This window comes from Paenirhodobacter sp. YD-8 (assembly GCF_056590935.1).
Window position 1 is genome coordinate 663,975 of record NZ_CM152649.1, and the last position, 19,196, is coordinate 683,170.

Below are 19,196 nucleotides of genomic sequence, written 5' to 3' on the forward strand. Positions count from 1 at the left end.
GCAGCGGGTCTTGTGCGGCAGGGCAGGGGGCTCAGCCCGCCGCCAGCCGTTTCTCGCGCGCCTTGCGCATCGCCTCGTCCGAGGGGGCGATGAAGGTGTAGAACATCGGCACCACGAAGAGCGTGAACATCGTGCCGATCAGCAGGCCCGAGAACATCACGATGCCCATGGCCTCGCGCGCGGCGGCGCCGGCGCCCTTGGCGATGACCAGCGGCACGACGGCAAGCGCCATTGCCGCGGTGGTCATCAGGATCGGCCGCAGTCGGGTCTTGGCGGCAAGCACGATCGCCTCGCGCCGGGTGTGGCCGTGCTCCTCGCGCTGCTGGTTCGCGAATTCGACCATCAGGATGCCGTGCTTGGTGATCAGACCGACGAGGGTGATCAGGCCGACCTGACTGTAGATGTTCAGCGTGCCGAGCCCGAGGTTCAGCGGCAGGATCGCCCCGAAGATCGTCAGCGGCACCGACATCAGGATGATGAACGGGTCGCGGAAGCTTTCGAACTGCGCCGCCAGCACCAGATAGATCACCAGCACCGCCGCCCCGAAGGCAAGCGCGATGGTGTTGCCCTGCTTCACCTCGAGCCGCGACTGGCCCGAATAGTCGATGAAGAAGCCCTCGGGCATCACCTCCTGGGCGATCTGCACGATCGTGGCGAGCCCGTCGCCGGTCGACTGGCCGGGCATCGGCAGCGCCGAGATCGTGGCCGAGTTCAGCTGGTTGAACTGCTCGACCGCCGAGGCCATGACGCCGGTCTCGATCTTCACCACCGAGGACAGCGGCACCATCTCGCCGGTCGAGGCGCGGACGAAATACTGGCCGAGCTGCTCGGGGTTCGAGCGGAACGATTTCGGCACCTGGGTGACGATGTCGTAGGAGTTCGAGTCGCGGTCGAACTGCGCCACGGTCGGGCCGCCGACGAGCAGGCCAAGCGTGTTGCCGATCTCGGCGACCGAGACGTTCAGCGTCGCGGCGCGGTCGCGGTCGATCGTCACCCGCACTTCGGGCGAATCGTAGTTGAGCGAGTTCTGCACCATGATGAACTTGCCCGACTTCTGCGCCTTGATCCGGATCTCCTCGGCGACCTCGGAAACGCGGTCGGGCGCGTGGATCGACTGGATCACCACCGAGATCGGCAGCCCGCCGCCGGTGCCCGGCAGGGTGGGCGGCGCGAAGGCAAAGCCCTTGAGCCCGGTCGAGGTGTCGATCGCGGCCTGGATCTGCGTCTGGATCTGCTTCTGGCTACGGTCACGATCGCCCCAGTCCTTCAGCGCCCAGATGTAGATGCCCTGGTTCTTCTGCCCGCCGAAGCCGGCAATCGAGAAATAGGTGCGCAGCTCGGGGATGTCCTTGGTGTCGGTGCCGATCCGGTCGATGTATTTCGCGGTGTAATCCGAGGTCGCATAGCGCGGCCCGGTCACCATCGCGATCACCGCGCCCTGATCCTCCTCCGGCGCAAGCTCGGTCGAGGTGTGGATGAACATGAAGCCCATCACCGAGATCAGCACGACGACGATCATCACCGTCACCGGCCGATAGTCGAGCGAGCCGTTCACCCGCCGCTCGTACCAGCCCGCGAAACGCTCGAACGTGCGGTCGACCCAGGCCTGGAAGCCCGAGGCATGGCCCGATTTCAGGATCCGCCCCGACATCATCGGGGTGATGGTGAGCGCGATGATGCCCGACAGGATCACCGAGCCCGCAAGCGTGAAGGCGAACTCCTTGAAGAGCGCACCAGTCAGCCCGCCGGTGAAGCCGAGCGGCGAGAGCACCGCGGCGAGGGTGATGGTCATCGCGATCACCGGGCCGGTGATCTCCTTCATCCCCTGCACTGCGGCCGGGATCGGCTTCATCCCGTCCTCGATATGGCGGTGGATGTTCTCGACCACCACGATCGCGTCGTCGACGACGAGGCCGATCGCCAGCACCATGGCCAGCAGCGTGAGCAGGTTGATCGAATAGCCAAGCGCCAGCAGCACCGCCATCACGCCGATGAGCGAGAGCGGAATGGTGACGATCGGCATCAGCACCGAGCGCAGCGAGCCGAGGAACAGCAGGATCACCACGACGACGATCGCCACGGCCTCGCCGATGGTCTTGAACACCTCGTCGATCGAGGCCGAGATCTGCTCGGTCGTGTCGTAGACGAGTTCGATCTTCATCCCCTCGGGCAGGGCGTTGTTGATCGCGGGCAGCTCGTCACGCACCGCCTGCGCGGTGTCGAGCGGGTTCGCCGCGGGGGTCGGCGAAAGCCCGATGAAGGTGCCCTGCCGGCCGGCGAAGGTGACGATCTCGCCCGAGTCGTCCGAGGCGAGCTCGACCCGCGCCACGTCGCGCAGCCGCACCACCTTGTCGCCGGTGGCACGGATCGGCAGCGCGCCGAAGGCATCGGGCGACTGCAGCGTCGATTTCAGCGTGATCGACTGGGTGACGTCGATGTTCTCGGTCTTGCCCGGCGCCGACAGGAAGTTCGAGGCCTTGATCGCCGCCAGCACCTCGGAGGCGGTGACGTCGCGGGCCGCGAGCTTGTCGGGGTCGATCCAGACCCGCATCGTGTAGTTCGCGGCGCCGATGATGCTGACCTCGGCGATGCCCGAGATGGTGGACATCCGCGGCTTGATCACACGCTCGAGGTATTCGGTCAGCTGCTCGGGCGTCATGTTGGGGTTGATCGCCGCGAGATACATCAGCGCGAAGGTGCGCCCGGTGCCCTTGACGATCACCGGGTCATCGGCGTCGGAGGGCAGCTTGCCGCGCACCTGCTGCACCTTCGACAGCACTTCGGTCAGCGCGGCATCGGGGTCCGAGCCGAGCTTCATGTTGACCGACACCACCGAGGCCGAGTTGACCGAGGAGGAGGTGACGTAGTCGATGTTCTCGGTCGTCGCCACCGCCTCGGCGATCGGCGCGGTGATGAAGCCCTGGATCAGGTCGGGCGAGGCGCCGGCGTAGGTGGTGGTGATCGTCACCACCGTCTCGTCAACCTTGGGATATTGCCGGACCGGCAGGTTGAAATAGGCCTGGATGCCGAGCAGCAGCATGAAGGCGCCGACCACCGTCGACAGGACGGGGCGTCGGATGAAGATTTCGGTGAAATGCATCGCGCGTCCCTCAGTTGCCGGCGGCCGGAACGGCGGTGCCGTTCTCCTCGGAGATCTTCACGACCGCACCCGAGGTCAGCTTGTTCTGCCCGGCGTCGACGATCTTGTCGCCCGCCTCGACGCCCTTGATGATCTCGATCTTGTCGCCCGCCCGGCGGCCGAGGGTGACGAAGACCTGACGCGCCACGAGCTGCGCCTCGCTGGCGCCCTCGGGCGTTTCCGAACGCACCACGAAGACCGAGTCGCCGTAGAGCGTGGAGGAGACCACCGTCTGCGGCAGGGCGATGATGCCCTCTTCCTCGGGCAGGTTCACCCGCACCCGCAGGAACTGGCCCGGGGTGAGGGTGGTGCCGGCCTCGGGCAGCTCGGCGCGGATGGTGACAAGGCGCGAGTTCGGGTCGATCTTCGGCTCGATGCCGGTGACCGAGCCCTGCAGCACGTCCTCGCCCGATTCCGGGGTGACGGTGACCGACATGCCCGGCTTGACGATGCCCGCCTGCTGTTCGGAGAGGGTGAAGTCGACGCGCATGTGGCGGATGTCCTGCAGCGTCGCATAGACGGTACCCGGGGTGACATACTGGCCCACCTCGATCTGCGGAATGCCGATGGTGCCGGCGAAGGGCGCGGTCAGCTGCTTGGTTTCAAGCACGGCCTTGAGCTTGGCCACGGTCGAGCGGGCAGAGACGGCCTCGGCCTCGGCGCTGTCGAGCGTGGTATTGGCCGAGACGCCGCGGTCGCGCAGCTCGCGCGCGCGGGTCAGCGTGGTTTCGGCCAGATCGAGCGCGGCCTGCGCGGCGGCCAGATCGGCGCGCTCCTGGCGGTCGTCGATCTGCACCAGAAGCTGGCCCTGCTCGACATGGTCGTTGGCCGCAAAGCGGATCTCGCGCACCAGCCCCGAGGCCTCGGTCGCCAGATCGACGCCGCGCGCGGCCGAGGCGGTGCCGATCGCCTCGATCCCCGGCGTCCAGCGCTGCGGCACCGCGTCGGTGACCGACACCGCGACCGGCGCCGGCTTCATCGTTGCGAAGAACTGGGCGATCATCTTCGAGCGGAACAGATTGAAGCCGACGATGCCGCCGCCGACGAGAACAAGTGCGAGAATCGCGATGATGAAACGTTTAATCATTGTCTGTCCCGGTTCGTTTCAAACAGAGAGCCAGCGTGGCACGCTCTGCCGCACTGGCTCCTTCCTGAACTCTAGAGTTCAGAGACTGGAGTGGAAGTCAATTACCCTTGCGCGAGATCTGGCTGCCGTTGCGGAAAAGACAAGAGCGTGCCGCAGAGAACACGGCCGGATTGCGCAAAACGCCCGGTCTTGCCAGAAAGTCTCCCTTTCGCCGGCGTCAGAAAACCGTCATAACCGTCAGGATTTTCCTCAGGTGCCTCCACACGCCGCGCAAGACGGTGGGGCCGGTGTCCGGGGGGCGCAGGCGAGAGAGGGTACCTATGGACTATCAACCGATTTCGCCGGTGTCGCTGGCTCTCCAGGCCACCCGCATCGGCTTCGAGGCGCAGTCGGTGATTGCGATGCGTCTGGCCGGCATGGCGGGTCTCTGGGCGACGCCGCCCTCGGAGTTCACCCTGATGGTCGCGGAAAAGGCGCAAGCCGTCGTCGAGGCCGCCGAGGCGGCGACCGTCGCGGCGCTGAGCGGGCGCGGCCCGGACGCGATGCTCGAGGCGAGCATGGTCGAGATCGGCCGCCACACCTCGGGCAATCTCGAGCGGCTCAGCCGCATGGGCCCGGCCTGGGGCCCGGTGTTCTGGTAAGCGACGCCTCGCCGCGGGCCTGTTCGCCCCGGTCGCATTAACAATCTGTTAACCATACTTCGGGACACTGGCGGGGTTCAGCCCCCGCGAGGACCGATGCGCCTGCCTGTCCTGATCCTGCCCGTGGCCCTGTTTCTTGCCGCCTGCGGTGCGCAGCCAAGCCCGGTCTTCTTCGGCGCCGAGCGGCACGAGCTGGTGCTCGAGGACATCCGCTTCGTCGTCTTCCGCAAGGAGAACCACGCCGAGGTGATCCGTCTGGGCTATCTCTCCCGTGCCGAGCGTGACGCGGTGCCGGCGCTGATGGAGCGCGCGGCGGCGCAGGCGACGGGCTGCACGACGGTCGGGCCGGGGCGGGGGATGTGGGCCTCGCCCTCGCTCATCGGCGACACCGGCGAGGCGACCTTCCAGCTTTCGTGCTGACCCGCCACGGGGCTGCGACAGCACGCCGCGCCCGGACAGGCTGCCCGGGCGTGCCGATCTGACCCAGATCAAGGTTCGCGCCGTACAAATGATGATCTGTGGATGCATGAAACGCGCCTGAACGGAGACCCTTTCCATGATCCGCCTGATGGGCATCATCTATGCGCTTGCCGGCCCGACCCTTGCCGGCGTTCTCATCATCGCCGCGCTGACCATGAACATGTTCGACATGAAGTCGGTGCTGGCCGCAGCGGCGATCGGCTTCGTCGTGGCGATTCCCGCGGCATGGCTGGTGGCCAGGCAGATCGTCGCGAACGCCTGAAAACGCGGCAAACCACCCTGCAACTGAGGTTGCAGGGCGCCGTTAAGCCGGTTTTACGGGCTTGTCGGCTAGAATGCTGCGTGGCAGCACTGCGCTGTCGGAAACCGGAGGTCATCATGCCCGCCCCGCAAGGCTATTCCCGCCTTCACATCGCTCTGCACTGGCTCACCGCCGTGCTCATCATCCCGCAATTCCTGCTCAACGACGCTGTCGGCGAAGCCTTCGACGCCGGCCTCGAAGGCGAGCAGATCACCGCCTCGATCCTCGCGCCGCTGCATGTGGCGACCGGGATCTCGATCCTCGTTCTGGTGCTGTGGCGGATCGCCCTGCGCTTCAAGAACGGCGTGCCCGCGGCCCCGGCGAACGAACCGGCGATCCAGAAGCTCGTGGCAGCCGCCACGCATCTGGGGCTCTACCTCGTGCTGATCCTCACCGTCGCCGCCGGCGCGGTGGCCTGGTTCGGCGGGGTCGAGGATGCGGGCGACCTGCACGGGGCGCTCACCACCGTGCTGCTCGTGCTGATCGGCCTGCATATCGTCGGCGCGCTCTATCAGCAGTTCTTCGCGAAGACCAATATCATCGACCGGATGCGCACCGCGCGTCTCTGAGCGCATCCGTCGACGACAGAAATGGGGCCGCTCCGGGCAACCGGGGCGGCCCTTGTCCTGTCCGCAATCCTCAGCGCGACAGGAAGGCCTCGACCGCAGCCTCGACCTCGCGCGGGCGCTCGGCATGGAGCCAGTGCCCCGCGCCCTCGATGCCCTCGAATTCCGCCTTCGGGAACAGCGCCCGGATCGGCGCGTGATACTCCGGCCGGACATAGGCCGAGTTCTTGCCATAGAGGAACAGCGCCGGTCCGGCGAAGGGATGGGCCGCGGCGGGCAGCGGGTCGGGCCAGGCCAGGATGCCCTCGAGGCTGTTCTTCAGCGCCTCGAGGTTGAACTTCCACCGCACCGGGCCGTCGCGCAGCTCGAGCGATTGCAGCAGGAAGGCGCGTGTCGCGGGGTCCTGCACCCGCTCGCTCAGCCGCCGGTCGGCTTCCGAGCGCGAGGTGATGTCGTCGATCCGGATCGATTGCATCGCGTCGATCAGATAGCCATGCGCGATGCCGTGGTCATAGTTCACCGGCGCCATGTCGGCGACCACGATCCTGTTCACCAGCCCGGGCCGGGTCAGGGCGAGCATCATCGTCGCCTTGCCGCCCATCGAATGGCCCATCACGTCGCAGGCCCGCCCCTGTGCCGAGATCACCCCGGCAAGGTCATTGGCCATCGCCGGATAGGAATGCTCGTCCGACCAGAAACTGTCGCCGTGGTTGCGCATGTCGAGCGCCAGCACGAGCCGTTTTTCGGACAGCCGCTTGGCGACCACGCCCCAGTTGCGGGCGGAGCCGAAAAGGCCGGGGACGATGAGGAGCGGGGGCAGCTCGGTGTCGCTGCCATGGGCGATGACGTTCAGCATGACGCATAGGTAGCGCGGCCCGCGCCGCTCTTCCAGTGGGGGCGTAGCGGGGGAACGTTGCACGGGCGCGCCGGCGCGGCTAGGCTTCGTGTCAGGAGGAGCGTCGATGGATCCGATCACCCTGCGCCAGATGACCGGGCGCGTCTCGCAGCTTCTGGCCGAACGGCTGGGCGCGCGCGGGCGCACGCTGCGCGACCGGCTCAAAAGCCGCTCCCGCGCCTTGCCGCGCAGGGTGCGCCGGGCCGCGGCGCTGCTGGCCGAGGCCGAGGCGCTCGCCGCCTCGCCGCGGATGATGCGGCAAGCCGACATGAGCGAGATCGCCGAAGCCTATGACATCTGCGTCAACTATCTGCGCCCGCTCGGCAGCGGCGCGCGGGTGCAGGGGCTGGCGCGCTCGGCCGCGGCCTCGGTGGTCTTCGGCCTCGTCGTGGTCGGGGCGCTGGTGCTCGCCGTGGGGCGGTTGCGCGGCCTGTTCTGAACGGGGCGCATGAAAAAGGCCCCCGCGCGGGGGGCCTTTCGTTCCTGCGATCCGCCGACGGGATCAGAGCGTCGGGTAGATCGGGAAGCGGGCGAGCAGCGTCGCGACCTTGGCCTTGACGGCTTCCTCGACCTCGACGTTGCCCTCTTCACCATTCGCGGCAAGCCCGTCGACGACCTCGACGATCAGCCGGCCGATCTCGCGGAACTCGGCCTCGCCGAAGCCGCGGGTGGTGCCGGCCGGGGTGCCGAGACGCACGCCCGAGGTCACCGTCGGCTTTTCCGGGTCGAACGGGATGCCGTTCTTGTTGCAGGTGATGTGCGCCCGGCCGAGCGCCTTCTCGGTGGCGTTGCCCTTCACGCCCTTCGGGCGCAGGTCGACCAGCATCACATGGGTGTCGGTGCCACCGGTGACGATGTCGAGGCCGCCCTTCATCAGCTCGTCGGCGAGCGCCTGCGCGTTCAGCACGACCTGCTTGGCGTATTCCTTGAACTCCGGACGCAGCGCCTCGCCGAAGGCCACGGCCTTGCCGGCGATGACATGCATCAGCGGACCACCCTGGATGCCCGGGAAGATCGCGGAGTTCACCTTCTTGGCGATCTCTTCGTTGTTCGTCAGGATCATGCCGCCACGCGGGCCGCGCAGCGTCTTGTGGGTGGTGGTGGTGACCACATCCGCATGCGGGAAGGGCGACGGGTGCTGGCCGCCGGCCACGAGGCCCGCGAAATGCGCCATGTCGACCATCAGCCAGGCGCCGACCTCGTCCGCGATCTTGCGGAACTCGACGAAGTCGATCTGCCGCGGGATGGCCGAGCCACCGGCAACGATCAGCTTCGGCTTGTGCTCGTGGGCAAGGGCGCGGACCTGGTCATAGTCGAGCCGGCTGTCCTGCTTGCGCACGCCATACTGGATCGCGTTGAACCACTTGCCCGACTGGTTCGGGCGCGCGCCGTGGGTCAGGTGACCGCCGGCGTCGAGGCTCATGCCGAGGATGGTGTCGCCGGGTGCGAGCAGCGCGTTGAATACGCCCTGGTTCGCCTGGCTGCCCGAGTTCGGCTGCACGTTGACGAAGGCACAGCCGAAAAGCTGCTTGGCGCGGTCGATCGCCAGGTTTTCCGCCACGTCGACGAACTGGCAGCCGCCGTAATAGCGCTTGCCCGGATAGCCCTCGGCGTACTTGTTCGTCATCACCGAGCCCTGGGCCTCCATCACCGCCTTCGAGACGATGTTTTCCGAGGCGATCAGTTCGATCTCGTCGCGCTGGCGGCCGAGTTCGTCGGTGATCGATTTCCAGATGTCGGGGTCGCGGGAGGAAAGGCTTTCGGTAAAGAAGCCGGCGTCGCGTTGGGCGGTCATGGGCGTCTCCTGAACGGGATGGTCGCGGGTCGTTTATCGCAGAAATCCCGGGGCCGAAAGCGCTCAAAACGACGTCAGGACGTTTTGGCGCGGCATCCGTGCGCCCATTCGCGTCTTGTGTTTCCGATCGTCGCTTGTCACATCAGGACGGAAACCCGGGGGTCGCAGATGAACAGGCCGAACCACATCCATTTCGCCGCGGCAAATGCCGAGGCCGCGCAGGCGGCACTTGGGGAACTGGTGGAGCGCTATGGCCAGGTGCCGCGCTATGCGGCCGATGTGATCGTGGCGCTTGGGGGCGACGGCTTCATGCTGCAGACGCTGCATGCGGGGGCGGGGCTGCCGGTCTATGGTATGAACCGCGGCACCGTCGGCTTCCTGATGAACGACTATTCCCCCGATGACCTGCCGGCGCGGCTCGCCCAGGCCGAGGAAGAGGTGATCAACCCGCTTGCGATGCGGGCGATGACGGTCGACGGGGTGATGCACGAGGGGCTGGCGATCAACGAGGTCTCGCTGCTGCGCGCCGGGCCGCAGGCGGCGAAGCTGCGGATCTCGGTCAATGGCAAGCTGCGGATGGAGGAACTCGTCTGCGACGGGGCGATCGTCTCGACGCCCGCGGGCTCGACCGCCTACAACTATTCCGCGCACGGGCCCATCCTGCCGATCGGCTCGGACGTGCTGGCGCTGACCGGCATCGCCAGTTTCCGGCCGCGGCGCTGGCAGGGCGCGATCCTGCCCTCCTCGGCGATCGTGCGTTTCGACGTGCTCGACCCGGCGAAGCGACCGGTGATGGCGGATGCCGACTCGCGCTCGGTCAAGCCGGTGCTCTGGGTCGAGATCCGCTCCGAGCCGAAGGTCGAGCACCGCATCCTGTTCGACCCCGGCCACGGGCTCGAGGAGCGGCTGATGCGCGAGCAGTTCGCCTAATCCTTCCGCCAGGCATCAAGCTTGCGGTAAAGCGTCGAGGGCGCCACGTCGAGCTCGCGCGCCGCGCGCGGCACCGAACCGTCGTGCCGGGTCAGGCAATCCTCGATCACCAGCCGCTCGATTTCCGCGAGGCTGCGACCGGCGAGCGTGGTCATGTTCAGCCCGGGGCAGGGCGGGGCATGCTCGGCCGGAAAGCGGATCTCCTCGGGCAGCATCTCCTCGGTCAGCTCGTCGCCGTCATGGGTCACGGTCGCGGCGCGCAGCACGTTCATCAGCTCGCGCACGTTGCCGTTCCAGGGCTGGGCGCGCAGCACCGCCTCGGCGGTGGGCGAGAGCCGGGTGAAGGCGCGGCCCTCGAGAATGGCGAAGCGGCGCAGGATTTCCGCCGCGAGCGGGGCGATGTCGTCGGGACGCTGGCGCAGCGGCGGCATCTCGATCGGCACGACGCGCAGCCGGTAATAGAGATCCTCGCGCAACCGCCCGTCGTGCACCGCCTGCAGCGGCGGCTGCGCCGAGGCGGCGATCACCCGCAGGTCGACCCGCTGCGGCCGGGCTGCGCCGAGCGGCTGGATCGTCGCGCTCTGCAGGAAGCGCAGCAGCTTCGGCTGCAGCTCGGGGGCAAGGTCGCAGATCTCGTCGAGGAAGAGCGTGCCGCCATCGGCCAGCGCCGCCGCCCCGGCCTTGTCGGTGACCGCGCCGGGAAAGGCGCCGCGCAGATGGCCGAACAGCTCGGACTCGAAGCGTTCGACCGGGATTGCGCCGCAATCGAGGGTGATGAAGGGGGCCGCCGCGCGCGGCGACAGCGCATGGACCGCCTGCGCGCAGAGCTCCTTGCCGGTGCCGCTTTCGCCGGTGACGAAGACCGGCGCCATCGAGCGCGCGGCCGAGCGGATCCGGGCATAGACCGTGCGCATCGGTCCCGAGGTGCCGATGAAGCCCGCAAGCGGCGCCTCGCGCCCGGGCACCGCCTGCGGCCGCGACAGCTGGGCTGCGGCGCGGGCATTGGCGATCGCCGTCATCAGCCGCAGTTCCGAGACCGGCTTGACGAGGAAGTCATGCGCGCCCGCGCGCATCGCCTTCACCGCGCGCTCGGTTGAGCGGTCGGCGGTGATGACCACCACCGCGGTGCGCGGCTGCAACGCCAGCATCTCGCGCATCAGGTCGATGCCGTCGCCGTCGGGCAGCATCAGGTCAAGCAGCACGACGGGCGGATCGGTCTTGCGAAACAGCGCCAGCCCCTCGGCGGCGGAGGCGGCCGAAAGGGTGACGAAGCCCGAGCTGCGCAGATGCGCGTCATAGATCGCGCGCAGCGTCGGCGTGTCCTCGATCAGCAGGATATCGGCGGCGATCGGCGGCGAGGCGGCTTCGTTCACGGCATCTCTCCTGCGCGATCCTCGCGCGCGTCCAGTTCGCCCTCGGTGAAGGCGATGAGCTGTGCGATCCGCGCGAGAACGGCCCGGCCGAGCAGCGCCGTCGCCTCGGGGCGGCCCTCGCGCAGCCCCGCGCCCAGTGCAGCGGCGCAATCGTAGAGCGACTGTGCCCCAAGCTCGCCCGAGATCGCGGTGAGGATGTGCATCTCGCGCCGGATCGCCGTGCCGTCGCCCTGGGCAAGCGCGTCGCGCAGCCGGGCCTCGATGCCGCGCAGGTCGGCCAGCAGCCGGTGCAGGAGCTCGCGGCTGCCGTCCTCGCCGGCGATGGCGAGCAGACGGCTGAATTGCGCGCTGTCGACGATCAGCAGCCCGTCGATGAAGCCCGGGTCGGCCCCGGCGGGCGGGGCGGGCGGGGATGGGGCGCGCTGCAGGGCGCGTTCGACTGCGGCGGCAAAACGCGGCAGGCTGGTCAGCGGCTTCACCACCACCGCGTCGGCGCCCAGGGCGAGCAGCGCGTCGCGGGTCTCGGGCATTGCATCGGCGGTGCAGGCGAGGATCGGCAGGCGCCGCCGGGTCTCGCCCGACCGCAGCGCGGCGATCACCCCGCGGCCGTCAAGCCCGGGCATCTCGATGTCGATCACCGCAAGGTCATAGTCGCGCGCGGCCAGCAGGGCGAGTGCCTCGCGCCCGTGGTCGGCGGTGATGCAGGTCGCGCCCATGTCGTCGAGCAGGTGGCAGATCACCGCCTGATGCGTGCGGCTGTCATCGGTGACGAGAACGCGCAGCCCGCTCAGGTCGGGCGCTGTCGGTCCCTCCTCGACAAGGAGCGGCAGTGCCGGCAGCATCGGCACGATCAGGGTGACGATGGCGCCGCCTTCGGGGCGGTTGTGCACCTCGATCCGGCCGCCGAGCCGCTCGGCCATGTCGCGGGCGATGGCAAGTCCGAGGCCGTAGCCGGGCATGTTCGGCGTGCTGCCGCGCTGGCCCGGGCGGAACAGCCGGCCGAGCAGCTCGGGCGGGAAGCCGGGCCCGTCGTCGCGCACGCAGACCTGCAGCTGATCCCCGGCGGCGAGGCGGAAGGAGACCTGCACCACCCCCTTGCGCGCATATTTGAAGGCGTTCGACAGCAGGTTCGACACCGCCCGCTCGATCGCCAGCCGATCGAGCACCAGCACCGGCGGCACGTCGGGGGCCAGGGTGAATTGCAGCGAGATGCCGCGCTCGCGGGCGTGGCCCGACCAGCGGATCTCGAGCTCGCGCAGCAGTCGCGCCGTCTGCACCTGCTGCGCGCCGGCGGCCTCGGCCTCCTCGGCGATCAGCACCAGCCCCTCGTCGAGCAGCCGCGCGACGAGGTCGCTGGCCACCCGCACCCGCTCGATCTGGCGCCGGGGGGCATCCGCGAGGCTCTCGCGGCTGACGAGGCGCAGGGAGGCAAGGATATCTGCAACGGCCGCGCGCAGGTCATGTCCAAGCAGGGTGATCTGTGCAAGCTTCAGCTGCGCGGTCAGCGCAGGATCAGGCGGAACGGAAGGCGTATGTTGCGTCTTCATGTCGGAACCCTTCCCCGAAACCCCGGGGTTCGCATCATAAAAACAGAATCCGGAAATAATGTTACGGGGAAAATACGACTTTCCGTCGCGCAACGTGACGGAAGGCGGCGGAGCCCGTCGCGCGGGCTCCGCCGGCACGGTCAGCTGGCGGGGTAGCCGATCGCCTTCAGCGCCGCGGTGATCTCGTCGAGGATCGCCGGGTCGTCGATCGTGGCGGGCATCTTGTAGGGCTCGCCATCGGCGATCTTCACCATCGTGCCGCGCAGGATCTTGCCCGAGCGGGTCTTCGGTAGCCGGTCGACGACGAGCGCGGTCTTGAACGCCGCGACCGGGCCGATCTGGTCGCGCACCAGGGCGACGCATTCGCGCACGATCGCCTTCTCGTCGCGGGTGCAGCCCTTGTTCAGGCACAGGAAGCCGATCGGGGTCTGCCCCTTCAGCTCGTCCGCCGCCCCGATCACCGCGCATTCGGCGACGTCGGGATGCGAGGCGAGCACCTCCTCCATCGCGCCGGTCGAGAGCCGGTGGCCCGCGACGTTGATCACGTCATCGGTGCGCGCCATGATGTAGAGATAGCCGTCCTCGTCCTTGTAGCCCGCGTCGCCGGTCTCGTAATAGCCCGGGAAGTGGCTGAGGTAGCTCTTCTTGAAGCGCTCCTCGGCATTCCACAGCGTCGGCAGCGTGCCCGGAGGCAGCGGCAGCTTGATCGCGATCGCGCCCAGTTCGCCGTCCTTCATCGGGTGACCGCCTTCGTCGAGGATCTGCACGTCATAGCCCGGCATCGCCACCGAGGGCGAACCGAGTTTCGTCGGCAGCAGTTCGATGCCGAGCGGGTTCGCCGCGATCGCCCAGCCGGTCTCGGTCTGCCACCAGTGGTCAATCACCGGCACGCCGAGGTGTTCCTGCGCCCATTTCACCGTGTCCGGGTCGGCGCGTTCGCCGGCCAGGAACAGCGCCTGCATCTCGTGCAGCTTGTAGCGCTTGATCCAGTCACCGTTCGGATCCTCGCGCCGGATCGCGCGCAGCGCGGTGGGCGCGGTGAAGAAGCTCTTGATCCGGTTGTTCTGGATCACCCGCCAGAACACGCCCGGGTGCGGCGTGCCGACGGGCTTGCCCTCGAACACCACGGTGGTCGCGCCGGCGATCAGCGGGCCGTAGCAGATATAGCTGTGGCCGACGACCCAACCCACGTCCGAGGCGGCCCAGAACCGGTCGCCCGCCTCGATGTTGTAGATGTTCTTCATCGTCCAGCTCAGCGCGACGAGATGGCCGCCGGTCGCCCGGATCACGCCCTTCGGCGCGCCGGTGGTGCCCGAGGTGTAGAGGATATAGGCCGGGTGGTTGCCTTCGACCGCCACGCATTCGGCCGGGCGCACGCCATACTGGAAGCCGTGCCAGGAGAAGTCGCGGCCCTCGACCAGCTTCGCCACTTCCTGCTCGCGCTGGAAGATCACGCAGAACTCGGGCTTGTGGGTGGCGATGTCGATCGCCTCGTCGAGGAGGGGCTTGTAGTGCACGACGCGGTTCGGTTCGAGCCCGCAGGACGCGGCGATGATCGCCTTCGGCGTGCAGTCGTCGATGCGCACGGCCAGCTCGTTCGCGGCAAAGCCGCCGAAGACCACCGAATGGATCGCGCCGAGCCGGGCACAGGCCAGCATCGCCTCGAGCGCCTCGGGGATCATCGGCATGTAGATGATGACGCGGTCACCCTTTTCGACGCCGCGCATGCGCAGCGCGCCGGCAAGCGAGGCCACGCGCTTTTGCAGTTCCTTGTAGGTGATGCCCTTGGTCGAATGGGTGATCGGGCTTTCGTGCATGATCGCGATCTGGTCGCCGCGACCGGCCAGCACATGGCGGTCGACCGCGTTCCAGCAGGTGTTGACCATGCCATCCGAGAACCATTCGTAGATCGGGGCCTTCTCGTCGAAGAGCGCCTTCGTGGGGTTTTCGACCCAGTCGATCTGCTCCGCCGCCTGCATCCAGAACCCTTCCGGGTCGGCCTGCCAGGCAGCGTAGACGTCCTTGTATGCCATTGTATGCCTCCTCCAAGCTGGATTTCTTGTTACGGAGGCTAAGAGATTCCTGCAAGATTGTTACCGGGGAATGCGACATTCCGACCGGAAAATTTTGCAGTTCCTCGGCCAATGCTTGCGCAAACTTTTGCAAAGCAGTGGATTTTGTTGATGCTGTAGGATGGGCATAACGCAATTTGCAAAGTTTCTTCGCTTTGCATCCGGCGCGGGGCCGCTGTGCCCCGCGCCGGCCGGGATCAGCCGTAATGTGCGACCGGCGTGCCGGCGAGGGCCGAGATGTTCAGCAGCCCGCGGGTGGTGATCGAGGGCGTCACGATATGCGCCTTGTTGCCCATCCCCATCAGGATCGGCCCGACCTCGAGCCCGCCGGCCTTCGCCTTGAGGATGTTGCGCACCCCCGAGGCGGCGTCGGTATTGCCGAAGATCAGCACGTTCGCCGCGCCCTCGAGCCGGCTCTCGGGCATCAGCCGGTGCCGGATTTCGGGCGAGAGGGCGGCGTCGATGTGCATCTCGCCCTCATAGGCGAAATCGGGCTCTCGCGCGTCGAGCAGCGCCATCGCCGCCCGCATCCGCCGCCCCGAGTCGATGTCGAGGTTGCCGAACTGGCTGTGCGAGCACAGCGCCACCTTCGGCGCCAGCCCGAAGCGGCGCACGTGCCGCGCCGCGCCGATCACCGCGGCGGTGATCTCCTCGGGGGTCGGTTCGTGGTGGACATGGGTGTCGGCGATGAACAGCGGCCCGTCCTCGAGGATCATCAGGCTGAGCGCGCCGACCGGGTGCAGCCCGTCGCGCGCCAGCACCTGACGGATATAGTTCAGGTGCCACAGATATTGCCCGAAGGTGCCGCAGATCATGCTGTCGGCGTCGCCGCGATGGACGGCGATCGCGGCGATCGCGGTGGTGTTGGTGCGCAGGATCGCGCGGGCGAGGTCGGGGGTGACGCCGCGCCGCGCCATCAGCCGGTAATAGGTCTCCCAATAGTCGCGATAGCGCGGGTCGTTGTTCGGGTCGACGACCTCGAAATCGGTGCCCGGGCGCAGCGGCAGGCCGATGCGGTCAAGCCGCGCCTCGATCACCTCGGGGCGGCCGATCAGGATCGGCCGGTCGGTGGTCTCCTCGATCATCGCCTGGGCGGCGCGCAGCACGCGTTCGTCCTCGCCCTCGGCGAAGATGATCCGGCGCGAGGCGGTGGCGGCCGCCTCGAACACCGGGCGCATCAGCAGGGCCGACTTGAACACCGAGCCCTCGAGCGCGCGCTTGTAGGCGGCGAGGTCCTCGATCGGGCGGGTGGCGACGCCGGTCTCCATCGCGGCCTTCGCCACCGCCGAGGAGACGACGCCGATCAGCCGCAGGTCGAAGGGCTTCGGGATCAGGTAGTCGGGACCGAAGGTCATCTTCTCGCCGCGATAGGCCGCTGCCGCCTCGGCCGAGGTGGTGACGCGGGCAAGCGCCGCGATGCCCTCGATGCAGGCAAGCTGCATCTCGTCGTTGATCGTCGTCGCGCCGACGTCGAGCGCGCCGCGGAAGATGAAGGGGAAGCACAGGACGTTGTTGACCTGGTTCGGGAAGTCCGAACGGCCGGTGGCGATGATCGCGTCGGGGGCGACCGAGCGCACCTCGTCGGGCAGGATCTCGGGAGTGGGGTTCGCCAGCGCGAAGATGATCGGGCGCGCTGTCATCTTCGCCACATGTTCGGGCTTCAGCACGCCGGGGCCCGAGAGGCCGAGGAACATGTCGGCGCCGGCGATCACGTCATCGAGCGTGCGCAGGTCGGATTTCTGCGCATAGGCCGCCTTTTGCGGGTTCATGTCCTCGGCGCGGCCCTCGTAGACGAGGCCGTGGATGTCGCACAGCCAGACGTTCTCGCGCTTGACGCCCAGCTTCAGCAGCATGTTCAGGCAGGCGATGCCGGCCGCGCCACCGCCGGTCGAGACGATCTTGATCTCGTCGAAGCGCTTGCCCGAGATCCGCAGCGCGTTGGTCGCCGCCGCGCCCACCACGATCGCGGTGCCGTGCTGGTCGTCGTGGAACACCGGAATGTTCATCCGCTCGCGGCAGATCTTCTCGACGATGAAACAGTCGGGGGCCTTGATGTCCTCGAGGTTGATCGCGCCGAAGGCGGGTTCCATCGCGCAGACGATCTCGGCCAGCTTTTCCGGGTCGGGCTGGTTCAGCTCGATGTCGAAGGCGTCGATGTTGGCAAATTTCTTGAACAGGACCGCCTTGCCCTCCATCACCGGCTTCGCGGCAAGCGGGCCGATGTTGCCAAGGCCCAGCACCGCGGTGCCGTTCGTCACCACGGCGACGAGGTTGCCGCGCGCGGTATAGCGCGCCGCGGTCGTCGGATCGGCCTTGATCTCGAGGCAGGCCTCGGCCACACCCGGCGAATAGGCGCGGCTCAGGTCGCGGCCGTTGGCGAGCGGCTTCGTCGCGCGGATCTCGAGCTTCCCGGGCTTCGGAAATTCGTGGTAGTCGAGCGCGGGATGACGCGCGGGTTCGTGCCGTGACTCGTCCATGAGGGCCTCCCTGAAACTGGTTTAGCTTTAAACTATTTGGCCTGAAGCTGCAAATAGGCCCGTCGGCGCAAGGCCGCAAGGGGGCATCCCGCGCACTGCATGGCGGCTTGCATCGCTTCGGGAGGCGGCGCAAGCTTCGGGCGAGTTGAACCGTTTGGACAAATCACCCCCGGAGGCCCCGATGTCCCTTGTCGAACTGGCGCGCGACGTGCGCGAGAACGCCTATGCGCCCTATTCGCGATTCAAGGTGGGCGCGGCGGTGCGGGGCAAGTCGGGGGCGGTCTATCGCGGGGTGAATGTCGAGAATGTCGCCTATCCCGAGGGCACCTGCGCCGAGGCCGGCGCGATCGCGGCGATGGTCGCGGCGGGCGAGACCGAGCTTGTCGAGGTGGCGGTGATCGCCGACAGCCCGACCCCGGTGCCGCCCTGCGGTGGCTGTCGGCAGAAGCTGGCCGAGTTCGGCCGGGCCGAGACGCCGGTGACGCTCGCCACCACCTCGGGTGCGCGGTTTGACACCACGATCGGCGAATTGCTGCCCGGCCGTTTCGACGCAAGCCACATGGACAAGTGCTGATGGAGGCGCGCTCGATCATCGCCGGCGTGCGCGACGGGCAGGGGCTGACGGCCGAGGCCGCCGCCTGGTTCGCCGCGGGACTGGCCTCGGGGGCAGTGTCGGACGCGCAGGCGGGGGCCTTCGCGATGGCGGTGTTCCTGAAGGGCATCGGCACCGAGGGGCGCGTGGCGCTGACGCGGGCGATGCGCGACTCGGGGCAGGTGCTTGACTGGGATCTGCCCGGGCCGGTGATCGACAAGCATTCGACCGGCGGCATCGGGGATTCCGTTTCGCTGCTGCTTGCGCCGGCACTGGCGGCCTGTGGCGTCTTCGTGCCGATGATCTCGGGGCGCGGGCTCGGTCATACCGGCGGCACGCTCGACAAGATGGAGACGATCCCGGGCTATCGCGCGCTGCCCGGTGTCGAGGCGCTGAAGAAGGTGGTGGCCGAGGTCGGCTGTGCGATCGTCGGCGCCACCGACGAGATCGCGCCCGCCGACAAGCGGCTTTACGGCATCCGCGACATCTCGGGCACGGTCGAGTCGATCGATCTCATCACCGCCTCGATCCTGTCGAAGAAGCTCGCTGCGGGGCTCGACGGGCTGGTCCTCGACGTCAAGGTCGGCTCGGGCGCCTTCATGGCGAAGATGGAGGATGCCGAGGCGCTGGCGCGCAGCCTCGTCGCCACCGCAAACGGGGCGGGCTGCCGCTGTTCGGCGCTGATCACCGACATGAGCCAGAGCCTTGGCCATTCGGCGGGCAATGCGCTCGAGGTGCTCGAGGTGATGGAGACCTTGACCGGATCGGCGGTGAACGAGGCGCTGTGGGACGTGACCGCGGCGCTTGGCGGCGAGGCGCTGGTGCTTGCGGGCAAGGCCGAGACGATGGACGACGGCGCGGCGATGATCGACCATGCGCTCGAGACCGGGCGCGCGGCCGAGGTTTTCGGCAAGATGGTGGCGGCGCTTGGCGGGCCGCTCGATTTCGTCGAGCGCTATCCCGACCGGCTGCCCTCGGCGCCGGTTCTGGTGCCGGTGCCGGCGCCGCGCGCGGGCTTCGTGACGCGGGTCGATGCGCGGGCGCTTGGCGAGGCGGTGGTGCGGCTGGGCGGTGGGCGGCTGGTCGGCACCGACCGGATCATTCCCTCGGTCGGGCTGTCGGGCCTTGCGGTGATCGGCGAGGAGATGGACGCGGGCGAGCCCCTCGCCCTTGTCCATGCGACGACGGCCGACAGGGCCGAGGCGGCGGTGGCGGCAGTGCGCGCGGCCTATGGGCTGAGCGCGGACATGCCCGAGGAGCCGCCGCTGATCCATGGCCGCATCGGCCCGGAGGATGTGTGA

General features: G+C 68.1%; 16 protein-coding genes. 8 read left to right on the top strand and 8 right to left on the bottom strand.

Going from position 1 to position 19,196, the window contains the following annotated elements; translation table 11 throughout:
* Positions 1–31: 31 nt before the first annotated feature.
* On the bottom strand, positions 32–3,100 hold the full coding sequence (locus AC0QTQ_RS03280) for an efflux RND transporter permease subunit (protein WP_121531796.1): 3,069 nt from the start codon (positions 3,098–3,100) through the stop codon (positions 32–34).
* Positions 3,101–3,110: 10 nt separating this feature from the next.
* Positions 3,111–4,226, bottom strand: a complete 1,116-nt coding sequence (locus tag AC0QTQ_RS03285; RefSeq protein WP_121531798.1) for an efflux RND transporter periplasmic adaptor subunit — start codon at positions 4,224–4,226, stop codon at positions 3,111–3,113.
* Between the two features lie 320 nt (positions 4,227–4,546).
* On the opposite strand from AC0QTQ_RS03285, the gene AC0QTQ_RS03290 reads away from it, so the two are divergent.
* From AC0QTQ_RS03290 to AC0QTQ_RS03305, 4 genes are all read left to right on the top strand, one after another.
* A complete protein-coding gene (locus AC0QTQ_RS03290) occupies positions 4,547–4,867 on the top strand; it encodes an antifreeze protein (protein WP_121531800.1) in 321 nt (106 codons plus the stop codon).
* Between the two features lie 96 nt (positions 4,868–4,963).
* Positions 4,964–5,287 (top strand): hypothetical protein, encoded by a 324-nt coding sequence (locus AC0QTQ_RS03295; RefSeq protein ID WP_480258242.1) that lies wholly within the window; start codon positions 4,964–4,966, stop codon positions 5,285–5,287.
* Between the two features lie 136 nt (positions 5,288–5,423).
* Positions 5,424–5,609, top strand: a complete 186-nt coding sequence (locus AC0QTQ_RS03300) for a hypothetical protein (RefSeq protein WP_121531804.1) — start codon at positions 5,424–5,426, stop codon at positions 5,607–5,609.
* A gap of 116 nt (positions 5,610–5,725) precedes the next feature.
* Positions 5,726–6,217 carry a cytochrome b gene (locus AC0QTQ_RS03305; protein WP_183077463.1) on the top strand — a complete coding sequence of 164 codons (492 nt, stop codon included), beginning with the start codon at positions 5,726–5,728 and terminating at the stop codon, positions 6,215–6,217.
* A 70-nt stretch (positions 6,218–6,287) separates the two neighbouring features.
* Here AC0QTQ_RS03305 and AC0QTQ_RS03310 read toward each other — a convergent pair whose 3' ends face one another.
* Complete coding sequence (locus AC0QTQ_RS03310; RefSeq protein ID WP_121531808.1) at positions 6,288–7,070, bottom strand: alpha/beta fold hydrolase; 783 nt, start codon at positions 7,068–7,070, stop codon at positions 6,288–6,290.
* A 106-nt stretch (positions 7,071–7,176) separates the two neighbouring features.
* Between AC0QTQ_RS03310 and AC0QTQ_RS03315 the strand changes: the two genes are divergently transcribed.
* Positions 7,177–7,548 (top strand): hypothetical protein, encoded by a 372-nt coding sequence (locus AC0QTQ_RS03315; protein WP_121531810.1) that lies wholly within the window; start codon positions 7,177–7,179, stop codon positions 7,546–7,548.
* A 63-nt stretch (positions 7,549–7,611) separates the two neighbouring features.
* Here the strand turns inward: AC0QTQ_RS03315 and glyA are convergent, their stop codons facing one another.
* Positions 7,612–8,904 carry a serine hydroxymethyltransferase gene (gene glyA / locus AC0QTQ_RS03320; protein WP_121531812.1) on the bottom strand — a complete coding sequence of 431 codons (1,293 nt, stop codon included), beginning with the start codon at positions 8,902–8,904 and terminating at the stop codon, positions 7,612–7,614.
* A gap of 168 nt (positions 8,905–9,072) precedes the next feature.
* On the opposite strand from glyA, the gene AC0QTQ_RS03325 reads away from it, so the two are divergent.
* Positions 9,073–9,834 carry an NAD kinase gene (locus AC0QTQ_RS03325; protein WP_480258243.1) on the top strand — a complete coding sequence of 254 codons (762 nt, stop codon included), beginning with the start codon at positions 9,073–9,075 and terminating at the stop codon, positions 9,832–9,834.
* Here AC0QTQ_RS03325 and AC0QTQ_RS03330 read toward each other — a convergent pair.
* The 4 genes from AC0QTQ_RS03330 to AC0QTQ_RS03345 form a co-directional block, all read right to left on the bottom strand.
* A complete protein-coding gene (locus AC0QTQ_RS03330; protein ID WP_480258244.1) occupies positions 9,831–11,207 on the bottom strand; it encodes a sigma-54-dependent transcriptional regulator in 1,377 nt (458 codons plus the stop codon). The genes AC0QTQ_RS03325 and AC0QTQ_RS03330 overlap by 4 nt on opposite strands.
* Positions 11,204–12,754 (bottom strand): ATP-binding response regulator, encoded by a 1,551-nt coding sequence (locus AC0QTQ_RS03335; RefSeq protein WP_480258245.1) that lies wholly within the window; start codon positions 12,752–12,754, stop codon positions 11,204–11,206. Before AC0QTQ_RS03335 ends, AC0QTQ_RS03330 begins: the two co-directional genes overlap by 4 nt.
* 140 nt (positions 12,755–12,894) lie before the next feature.
* Positions 12,895–14,787 (bottom strand): propionyl-CoA synthetase, encoded by a 1,893-nt coding sequence (locus AC0QTQ_RS03340; protein WP_480258246.1) that lies wholly within the window; start codon positions 14,785–14,787, stop codon positions 12,895–12,897.
* A 236-nt stretch (positions 14,788–15,023) separates the two neighbouring features.
* Positions 15,024–17,303: an NADP-dependent malic enzyme gene (locus AC0QTQ_RS03345; protein ID WP_480258247.1), complete on the bottom strand. Its 2,280-nt coding sequence runs from the start codon at positions 17,301–17,303 to the stop codon at positions 15,024–15,026.
* A 181-nt stretch (positions 17,304–17,484) separates the two neighbouring features.
* Here AC0QTQ_RS03345 and AC0QTQ_RS03350 point away from each other — a divergent pair, with 181 nt between their 5' ends.
* Together AC0QTQ_RS03350 and AC0QTQ_RS03355 are read left to right on the top strand one after the other, a co-directional pair.
* Positions 17,485–17,877 (top strand): cytidine deaminase, encoded by a 393-nt coding sequence (locus tag AC0QTQ_RS03350; protein ID WP_121531824.1) that lies wholly within the window; start codon positions 17,485–17,487, stop codon positions 17,875–17,877.
* Entirely contained in the window at positions 17,877–19,196 is a 1,320-nt protein-coding gene (locus AC0QTQ_RS03355) for a thymidine phosphorylase (protein ID WP_480258248.1), read from the top strand. The genes AC0QTQ_RS03350 and AC0QTQ_RS03355 overlap by 1 nt, the downstream gene beginning before the upstream one ends.

Excerpts from the sequence above, each read along its gene's own strand:
- AC0QTQ_RS03280 (WP_121531796.1), bottom strand. The coding sequence starts at position 3,100 with ATGCATTTCACCGAAATCTTCATCCGACGCCCCGTCCTGTCGACGGTG.
- AC0QTQ_RS03285 (WP_121531798.1), bottom strand. The coding sequence starts at position 4,226 with ATGATTAAACGTTTCATCATCGCGATTCTCGCACTTGTTCTCGTCGGC.
- AC0QTQ_RS03290 (WP_121531800.1), top strand. The coding sequence starts at position 4,547 with ATGGACTATCAACCGATTTCGCCGGTGTCGCTGGCTCTCCAGGCCACC.
- AC0QTQ_RS03295 (WP_480258242.1), top strand. The coding sequence starts at position 4,964 with ATGCGCCTGCCTGTCCTGATCCTGCCCGTGGCCCTGTTTCTTGCCGCC.
- AC0QTQ_RS03300 (WP_121531804.1), top strand. The coding sequence starts at position 5,424 with ATGATCCGCCTGATGGGCATCATCTATGCGCTTGCCGGCCCGACCCTT.
- AC0QTQ_RS03305 (WP_183077463.1), top strand. The coding sequence starts at position 5,726 with ATGCCCGCCCCGCAAGGCTATTCCCGCCTTCACATCGCTCTGCACTGG.
- AC0QTQ_RS03310 (WP_121531808.1), bottom strand. The coding sequence starts at position 7,070 with ATGCTGAACGTCATCGCCCATGGCAGCGACACCGAGCTGCCCCCGCTC.
- AC0QTQ_RS03315 (WP_121531810.1), top strand. The coding sequence starts at position 7,177 with ATGGATCCGATCACCCTGCGCCAGATGACCGGGCGCGTCTCGCAGCTT.
- glyA (WP_121531812.1), bottom strand. The coding sequence starts at position 8,904 with ATGACCGCCCAACGCGACGCCGGCTTCTTTACCGAAAGCCTTTCCTCC.
- AC0QTQ_RS03325 (WP_480258243.1), top strand. The coding sequence starts at position 9,073 with ATGAACAGGCCGAACCACATCCATTTCGCCGCGGCAAATGCCGAGGCC.
- AC0QTQ_RS03335 (WP_480258245.1), bottom strand. The coding sequence starts at position 12,754 with ATGAAGACGCAACATACGCCTTCCGTTCCGCCTGATCCTGCGCTGACC.
- AC0QTQ_RS03340 (WP_480258246.1), bottom strand. The coding sequence starts at position 14,787 with ATGGCATACAAGGACGTCTACGCTGCCTGGCAGGCCGACCCGGAAGGG.
- AC0QTQ_RS03345 (WP_480258247.1), bottom strand. The coding sequence starts at position 17,303 with ATGGACGAGTCACGGCACGAACCCGCGCGTCATCCCGCGCTCGACTAC.
- AC0QTQ_RS03350 (WP_121531824.1), top strand. The coding sequence starts at position 17,485 with ATGTCCCTTGTCGAACTGGCGCGCGACGTGCGCGAGAACGCCTATGCG.
- AC0QTQ_RS03355 (WP_480258248.1), top strand. The coding sequence starts at position 17,877 with ATGGAGGCGCGCTCGATCATCGCCGGCGTGCGCGACGGGCAGGGGCTG.